Source organism: Halorubrum sp. C191 (assembly GCF_002727095.1).
Taxonomy (GTDB): domain Archaea; phylum Halobacteriota; class Halobacteria; order Halobacteriales; family Haloferacaceae; genus Halorubrum; species Halorubrum ezzemoulense.
On sequence record NZ_NHNZ01000025.1, the window covers coordinates 165866 to 172988 of the forward strand.

General features: G+C 71.0%; 10 protein-coding genes. 4 read left to right on the forward strand and 6 right to left on the reverse strand.

The genetic code is table 11. The annotated features are described in order from the left end of the window. Positions 1-39: 39 nt before the first annotated feature. Together Z052_RS02145 and Z052_RS02150 are read left to right on the forward strand one after the other, a co-directional pair. Entirely contained in the window at positions 40-1002 is a 963-nt protein-coding gene (locus Z052_RS02145; protein ID WP_094519717.1) for an alpha/beta hydrolase, read from the forward strand. A 106-nt stretch (positions 1003-1108) separates the two neighbouring features. Then, the gene (locus Z052_RS02150) at positions 1109-1564 is read left to right on the forward strand and encodes a cupin domain-containing protein (RefSeq protein ID WP_094495392.1); all 456 of its coding nucleotides are present in this window, start codon (positions 1109-1111) and stop codon (positions 1562-1564) included. Between the two features lie 57 nt (positions 1565-1621). Here the strand turns inward: Z052_RS02150 and Z052_RS02155 are convergent, their stop codons facing one another. Then, positions 1622-2047 carry a universal stress protein gene (locus Z052_RS02155; RefSeq protein WP_099288722.1) on the reverse strand — a complete coding sequence of 142 codons (426 nt, stop codon included), beginning with the start codon at positions 2045-2047 and terminating at the stop codon, positions 1622-1624. A gap of 81 nt (positions 2048-2128) precedes the next feature. On the opposite strand from Z052_RS02155, the gene Z052_RS02160 reads away from it, so the two are divergent. Beyond that, on the forward strand, positions 2129-3727 hold the full coding sequence (locus tag Z052_RS02160) for an amidohydrolase (protein WP_094519718.1): 1599 nt from the start codon (positions 2129-2131) through the stop codon (positions 3725-3727). 97 nt (positions 3728-3824) lie between these two features. Further along, the gene (locus tag Z052_RS02165; RefSeq protein ID WP_049932517.1) at positions 3825-4076 is read left to right on the forward strand and encodes a hypothetical protein; all 252 of its coding nucleotides are present in this window, start codon (positions 3825-3827) and stop codon (positions 4074-4076) included. A gap of 18 nt (positions 4077-4094) precedes the next feature. Here the strand turns inward: Z052_RS02165 and speB are convergent, their stop codons facing one another. From speB to Z052_RS02190, 5 genes are all read right to left on the reverse strand, one after another. Beyond that, positions 4095-4925 carry an agmatinase gene (gene speB, locus Z052_RS02170; RefSeq protein WP_094519719.1) on the reverse strand — a complete coding sequence of 277 codons (831 nt, stop codon included), beginning with the start codon at positions 4923-4925 and terminating at the stop codon, positions 4095-4097. Between the two features lie 6 nt (positions 4926-4931). Then, positions 4932-5309, reverse strand: a complete 378-nt coding sequence (locus Z052_RS02175) for a translation initiation factor IF-5A (protein WP_049932521.1) — start codon at positions 5307-5309, stop codon at positions 4932-4934. A 48-nt stretch (positions 5310-5357) separates the two neighbouring features. Next, on the reverse strand, positions 5358-5525 hold the full coding sequence (locus tag Z052_RS19635) for a hypothetical protein (RefSeq protein ID WP_158228657.1): 168 nt from the start codon (positions 5523-5525) through the stop codon (positions 5358-5360). 186 nt (positions 5526-5711) lie between these two features. After that, the gene (locus Z052_RS02185; protein WP_049932525.1) at positions 5712-5996 is read right to left on the reverse strand and encodes a hypothetical protein; all 285 of its coding nucleotides are present in this window, start codon (positions 5994-5996) and stop codon (positions 5712-5714) included. Then, positions 5996-7123, reverse strand: a 1128-nt coding sequence (locus Z052_RS02190; protein ID WP_099288723.1) for an aminotransferase class I/II-fold pyridoxal phosphate-dependent enzyme, incomplete at its 5' end; no start/stop codon positions are given. The genes Z052_RS02185 and Z052_RS02190, both read right to left, overlap by 1 nt.

The following is a 7123-nucleotide window of genomic DNA, read 5'->3' on the forward strand; positions in this document are numbered from 1 at the left end:
TCCCGTCCGACTTACAAAGGCCCACCGCCTCGGTCCGCCATGCGCGCGGACGAACTCGACCCCGACCTCGCCGCGGCGATCGCCGAGATCGAGTCGCTGGGCCTGCCCGCGTGGAGCCATCTCTCGGTCGATGCCGCCCGCCGCCTCGAAGACGACCTGTTCTCGGGACCGCCCGAACCGCCGGTGGCCGACGTCCGCGACCTCGCGTTCGACGGCCCGCACGGCGAGGTGCCGGTCCGGGTGTACCGCCCGGCGGGGGCGCCCGACCCGATGGGCGCAGGGGGCGACCCGCCGGCCCGCGCCCTCGTCCACTTCCACGGCGGCGGCTGGACGCTTGGGACGCTCGATTCGGTCGACGGGATCTGCCGCGAGCTCGCGGTCCGCGCCGACGCGGTCGTCGTCTCCGTCGACTACCGGCTCGCGCCAGAGCACCCGTTCCCCGTCGCGGTCGACGAGGCGACCGCGGCGCTGGAGTGGGTCACCGAGACGGCGGACGCGCTGGGCGTCGATCCCGACCGGACCGGCGTCTCGGGCACCAGCGCCGGCGGCGCGCTCGCGGTCGCGGCGTCGCTCCGCGCGCGGGACGTCAGAGACGCGCCGACGCCCGCCGGGCAGTTCCTGCTGTACCCGATCGCCGGCCGCGACTTCCAGACGGACTCGTACCGGGAGAACGCGGACGGCCCGCTGCTCACGCGCGAGGACATGCGGTGGTTCTACGAGCAGTACCTGCGGAGCCCGATCGACGCCGCGAACCCGTACGCGGTCCCGCTGGAGGCGGCGGACTTGGGGGACCTCGCGCCCGCGACGGTCGTCACCGCCGGGTTCGACCCCCTGCGCGACGACGGCGTCGCGCTCGCGGACCGGTTCGAGCGCGAGGGAACGCCGGTCGAGCACCGTCACTACCCGGCGATGGCGCACGGGTTCTGTAGCCTCGCGGACAGGGTGGCCACCGCGGAGACCGCCCTGTCCGCGGTCGCGAGCGACGCGCGATCCCGGCTGTGATCGGTCGCCCGAAGCGTCGTCCGCCGACGGGTCCCGTCGGACGGCGGCGAGCGGAAACCGCGGCGCGAGGTCAAAGCATAACTCTCGCGAGGCCGTGTCCGTGAGTATGGAACGAGTCTCTATCGACGAGGTCGAGCCGAGCGCCCTCGGAAGCGACGTGGACCGCCGGGGGCTGTCGGAGCCGCTCGGGGCGACCGACGTGGCGCTCAACCGCTACCGCCTCGATCCTGGGGAGCGGTTCTCCGGCGGGCTTCACGCTCACATGGACCAGGAAGAGATCTTCGTCGTCGTCGAGGGGGAGGCGACGTTCGAGACGATGGACGGGGACGTGAGCGTCGGCGCGGGCGAGGCGGTCCGGTTCGCGCCCGGCGAGTTCCAGTCGGGCAAGAACGACGGCGACGAGCCGGTCGTCGCGTTCGCACTGGGCGCGCCCCGCGACAGCGAGGACGTGCGGATCCCGCAGGAGTGTCCGGAGTGCGGACACGAGAACATGCGGGCCGTTCCGAGCGACGACGGGTTCGATCTCCGGTGTCCGGAGTGCGGCGCCGAACTGGAGGGCTGACGCCGTCGAGGCGAGCGCGGGAGACGGGAGAAAACGGAGTCGGAGCGGCGTCGGGACTCAGGCGTCGACGGTCGTCTTCACGATGCTCACGGGCGCGGTCGACTGCCGGGAGACGCGCTCAGTGACGGAGCCGAGCATCCGGCGGTAGTCGCCGGAGCGCGTCTTCGACCCCATCACCGTGAGGTCGACGTCCTCCTCGTCGGCGTAGCGGAGGATCTCCTCGTGCGGGACGCCGTAGCGGAGGGCGGTGACCGCCTCCACGTCGGCGTCGCGGGCGAGCGAGGCCACCGCGTCAAGCGACTCGCGGCCGGTCTCTTCGAGCGTCTCCTCGGCGCCCTCGGCGCCGTCGACGAACTCGTCGCCGGAGTAGGCGTTCACCACGCCGCTGTCGACGACGTAGAGGACGTGGAGCGTCGCATCGTAGCGGTCGNNGCGGTCGACGCCGACGCTGCCGTCGGTCGGGAGGAGCACGTTGTCGTACATACGCGGCGGTTCGTCGAGCGACCGAATAAATCGGTCGCCGTTTCCCGAACGGTTAACACGCTGTGTGCCCCCCGGAGTTCCATGACCGAGGCCGCGGACCGGATCTTCGTGAACGGGGAGGTACACACGCTCGCGGACCCGGATTCGGGCGGCGACGCGGTCTGCGAGGCCGTCGCCGTGCGCGACGGCGAGATCGTCCGGACCGGGCGGACGCACGACGTGGAACTGCTCGCCGGCGTCGACACGGACGTGGTCGACCTCGACGGGCGCGTCATCCTCCCCGGGTTCGTCGACGCGCACACCCACCTGACCACCGTTGGCCGCTACCTCCTCCACGCCGACCTCTCGGCGGCCGACTCCCCGGACGGGGCCGTCGACCTGCTGGCCGAGCGCGCGGCGGAAGTGGAACGCGAAGCGAGCGAGGTGGAGGACCCCGAAAGCGACGACTGGGTCCTCGGCTACGGTTACGACGAGTCGACGTGGGACGACTCGCGCTACCTGACCCGCGCGGACCTCGACCGCGTCTCGACCGAGCGCCCGGTGGCGGCGTTCCGCGAGGACATGCACGTCGCGGCGGTCAACGGCGTCGCGCTCGGCCGCTTCGCCGACGCGCTCGCCGACGCTCCCGACGAGACGGTGCCCACGGACGACGACGGCGATCCGACCGGCGTCCTGCTCGAAGCCGCCATCGACCCGATCTACCGAGCGGTCGAGCCCGGCCCGGCCGAGACGCGCGCGGTCGTCGAGGCCGCGCTCGACGGCTGCGCCGCCCGCGGTATCACGGGCTTCCACGACATGGTCCGCGACTCGCACGCGCCCCGGGTCTACCGCGACCTCGACGAGTCCGGGTCGCTCACCGCCCGCGTCCGGATCAACTACTGGAGCGACCACCTCGACGCGGTCCGGGAGGTCGGCCTCGCGACGAACGCCGGGAGCGATATGGTACGGACCGGAGCGATCAAGTCGTACACGGACGGGAGCTTCGGCGGCCGGACCGCGCGCCTCTCCGAGCCGTACGCGGACGCGCCAGACGAGACCGGGCAGTGGGTCGTCGATCCCGACGAGCTGGACGAGGCCGTCGCAACCGCGACCGAGGCGGGCCTCCAGTTCACCGCCCACGCGATCGGAGACGAGGCCGTCGACGCCGTCTTGGACGCATACGAGCACGCCTCCCGGACCGACGCCGGGGAAGCCCGTCACCGCGTCGAACACGCCGAACTGGCCGACGACGACGCGATCGAGTGGCTCGCGGAGACCGGCGTCGTCGCGAGCGTCCAGCCGAACTTCCTGAAGTGGGCGCAACCCGGCGGTCTCTACGAGGAGCGACTGGGATCCGAGCGCACCGCCGAGACGAACCGCTACCGGGACATGCTCGACGCGGGGGTCCGGCTCGCGTTCGGCTCGGACGGGATGCCGATGGACCCGCTGTTCGGGGTTCACCATGCGGTCAACGCGCCGGCCGAATCTCAGCGCCTCACCGTCACCGAGGCGCTGCGGGCGTACACCCGCGGCGCCGCGTACGCCGGCTTCGACGAGGACCGGCTCGGGACGATCGAGGTGGGGAAGCGGGCCGACCTCGTCGCGCTCGACGCGTCGCCGTGGGAGTGCGACGACGCGATCGACGATATCGACGTGGCGCTGACCGTCGTCGACGGCGACATCGTGTTCGACGGTCGGTGAATCGGCGGCCGAGGCGCGACCCTGCCGGGACGCCGAGAAAGCCGCAATCGCTGCCAGAAAACAGCAGTTATTAATCATGTAGTTCTAATCTGGGAGCATGACAGAGATAGCCGTCGAGTACGCCGCGGGAAACCGTCTCCGCTCCGAGGCCGAGACCGCCCGACGACTCATCGACGCGTACCTCGGTGACCGGCCCGACGTCGACCGCGTCACCCTCTCGCCCTCCGGCGAGTCCGTCTTCTGCGTCAGCGTCGAGGGCGACCGCATCTGGTGTACCGACACCCGCGAGTGGATCGACTCGATGGAGGCGGTGACCGCCGCGCGGCGCCGCCTCTCCGAACTGTCGTAACTCGCCTCGAAAACCCGGTTACTCGGTCGTTGCGGCCGCGTGCGAGTACGCGAACTCCCGCAGGAGCTTCGCGGCCAGCGCCGCCGCCTGCCCGTCGTCCCGGTCGTTCACCTCGACCGCGTCGAACCCGTCGGCGCGCGGCGCGACCGCGCGGACGAGGTCACGGACGGTCCGCGGCGCTACCCCGAACGGTTCCATCGTCCCCGTACCGGGAGCGTAAGCGGGGTCGAGCCCGTCGATGTCGACGGAGCAGTAGACCGTCTCCCCGGCGAACGCGTCGCCGTCGAGACCGTCGACCCACTCGCGGGCGTCCTCCGGCGCGACGACCTCCACGTCGGCGTCGGCCGCCCGTTCCCACTCGGCCTCGGACCCGGTCCGCGCGCCGACGATAACGGTGCGGTCGACGCCGAGGTCGTCGAGACACCGGCGCGTGACGCAGGCGTGGTTCAGCGGGTTCCCGTCGTATGCGTCCCGGAGGTCGAGGTGCGCGTCGCAGATGACGAGCGCGTCGGGGTCGACGGCCTCGACCCCCGCGTGCGTGACCGTGTGTTCGCCGCCGACGAGGAGCGGGACCGACTCGTCGTAGACGACGCTCCGCAGTTCGGCGGCGAGGTGGTCGAGGTACGCCGGCACGTCGTCCCACGGGCGCACGTCGCCCGCGTCGTGGACGCCAAGCGCGGAGAAGCGACTGTCGGTGCGGCGGTCGTAGTCGTCGTACGTCTCGGCGAATCGCCGGACTCGGTCCGGCCCGAACCGGGTGCCCGGCTGAAACGTGGTCGTGGCGTCGAGCGGAGCGCCGACGACCACGTAGGAAGCAGCTTCGCGGTCGGTCGTCGCCCCGGGGAACATCGCCGATTACCCGATGATCTTCCGTTGGCCCTCGTAGTCGAGGTACTCGATGTTGTCGTCCGAGGAGAAGTCCTCGCCCTCGGGGATGCGCATCGTGAACGTGTCGTAGGTGTCTAAGTCCATCACCTGAACCTCGTCGCCGCTGACGTTGACGACCTGTCCCTGCTTGCGCTGAATGATCGGGACCCACACCTTCGCGTCGACGGGCTGCGAGAGCGAGCGCTTCTTGTCGTCGAAGACGCCCTTCCCTTCGACGCGGGCCTTCGCGCTGCCGTGTTTACCGGGTTTGGCGGTGCTGTAGTGGTTGATCTTACAGGGCGCGTCGTCCATCATCACGTAGCTGCCCTCCTGGAGTTCGCGAACCTGCTTCTGCTCTCGCGGCATGTCCGCCAATTTCCCCGGCGCGGGTATAAACGGTTTGGAATGCCGCCGCTACCCGGCCCGAGACGGCGTCCAACCGCCCCGACGGCCCGCGGCGTGGTCGTGTACGTCCTCCGCTCGTCGGACGACCGAGTCGATCGCGTCGCCGACGCCCTCTCCGGCAACGCCGGCGCGCCGATACGCGATGACGCCGACGTTCCGGCGGCCGCGTGCCTCCACGAGATCGCGACGCACGCAGACGGCGACCTCGGCGTTCCCCCGGTCGACTGGGGCGACGCGGTGACTCCGCGAGCGGCGGCGGGTCCTCCGGGGTGGCGGGCACCGCCGCGGCGACGTAGCGACCATGACGGCGGCGACGTGGCAGCCGCGACGACCGCGGCGACCGAACTCGTCCCGAAAGCGAGCCTACGGGTCGAGCTCGTCCACGTACTCCTCCGGCTCCTCGTCGTCGTCGACGTTCCCGTCCGGCGGGACGAGTTGGCCCGTGTACAGGTAGCTGACGACGAACATGACGATGAAGCCGACGCCGACGGCCGCGGTCGTCCGCACGACGAACGGGATGTCGTTATAATAGAAGTACCGGTCCGAGACCGCCATGGAGACGAACGCCACCAACAAGATCTTCTGCTCGTCGGTGGGGTTGCGGACGAAGCCGACTACGTCGTTTTTGAGGTCGCCGAACACGCCCATCAGGCGTCACCCCCGTTCGTCGCGGCCGAGTCGACCGTCGGCGCGTGCTCCTCGATCACGCCGCTCACCCGATCGAGGCCCTCTGTCAACTCCTCGGTCGGGAGTCCGAACCCGATCCGGAATCGGTCCGGGAAGCCGAACAGATGCCCCGGTGCGAGGACGACGCTCGCCTCCTCGACGACCGTCCGGCAGAACGCCTCCGCGTCCGCGAAGCCGTCGGGGACCGTCACGAACGCGTTGACCCCGACCGGGTCGAGCCAGTCGAGGCCGTGGTCGTCGACCCACGCCGCGACCGTCTCGCGGTGGGCGGCGGCCAGTTCGCGGTTCTCTGTCAGGATCTCCTCCTCGGATCGCCCCAGCACCTGCTTAGCGACGTGCTGGCCGAACAGGCTCGGCGAGATGGTCGTGTAGTCCTTCCAGCGCCACGCGCGCTCGACGACCGGCTCGGGACCGGCGATCCAGCCGAACCGGAGGCCAGCGAGCCCGTACGCCTTCGTGAGGCTGGTCGTGGAGATGCCGTGCGCGCCGTAGCTCGCGACCGGCGGCTGCGGGTCCTCCGCGAGCAGGCGGTACACCTCGTCGCAGAGCAGGTATGCGTCGCGCTCGACCGCGACGTCGTACACCGCCCGCATCGCGGCCTCGTCGTGGTACTGCCCGGTCGGGTTGTTCGGGTTGTTCACGACGATCACGGCCGTGTCGTCGCGGGCCGCGTCGGCGACGGCCCCCGGGTCTAACTCCCACTCGGGCGGCTCCAGTTCGACGCGGGTCACGTCGCCGAACGCGTCCGGGACGGCGTGGAGCGCCTGGTACGTCGGCGTGACGACGACCGCGTGCGTGCCGGAGCCGACGCCCGACGCGTCGGGGTCCGAGGCGCCGCCCGCCCCGTCGACGGGGGCGTCGTCGCCGAGCAGCGAGAGGAACGTCAGGAAGTTCGCCTCCTGGGTGCCGCAGGTGAACAGCACCTCGTCGGCGGATCGGTCGTAGCGGTCGCCGACGGACGCCCGGAACTCCGGGTCGCCGTTCGTCGGGATGACGTAGCCGAGCTCCCCCGGATCGAGGTCGAACCGGCTCGCGTCGAGCGACCGGATGCCGCTTTCGGCCAGCATGATGTCGGCCTCGAACGCTGG

Excerpts from the sequence above, each read along its gene's own strand:
- Z052_RS02145 (WP_094519717.1), top strand. The coding sequence starts at position 40 with ATGCGCGCGGACGAACTCGACCCCGACCTCGCCGCGGCGATCGCCGAG.
- Z052_RS02150 (WP_094495392.1), top strand. The coding sequence starts at position 1,109 with ATGGAACGAGTCTCTATCGACGAGGTCGAGCCGAGCGCCCTCGGAAGC.
- Z052_RS02160 (WP_094519718.1), top strand. The coding sequence starts at position 2,129 with ATGACCGAGGCCGCGGACCGGATCTTCGTGAACGGGGAGGTACACACG.
- Z052_RS02165 (WP_049932517.1), top strand. The coding sequence starts at position 3,825 with ATGACAGAGATAGCCGTCGAGTACGCCGCGGGAAACCGTCTCCGCTCC.
- speB (WP_094519719.1), bottom strand. The coding sequence starts at position 4,925 with ATGTTCCCCGGGGCGACGACCGACCGCGAAGCTGCTTCCTACGTGGTC.
- Z052_RS02175 (WP_049932521.1), bottom strand. The coding sequence starts at position 5,309 with ATGCCGCGAGAGCAGAAGCAGGTTCGCGAACTCCAGGAGGGCAGCTAC.
- Z052_RS02185 (WP_049932525.1), bottom strand. The coding sequence starts at position 5,996 with ATGGGCGTGTTCGGCGACCTCAAAAACGACGTAGTCGGCTTCGTCCGC.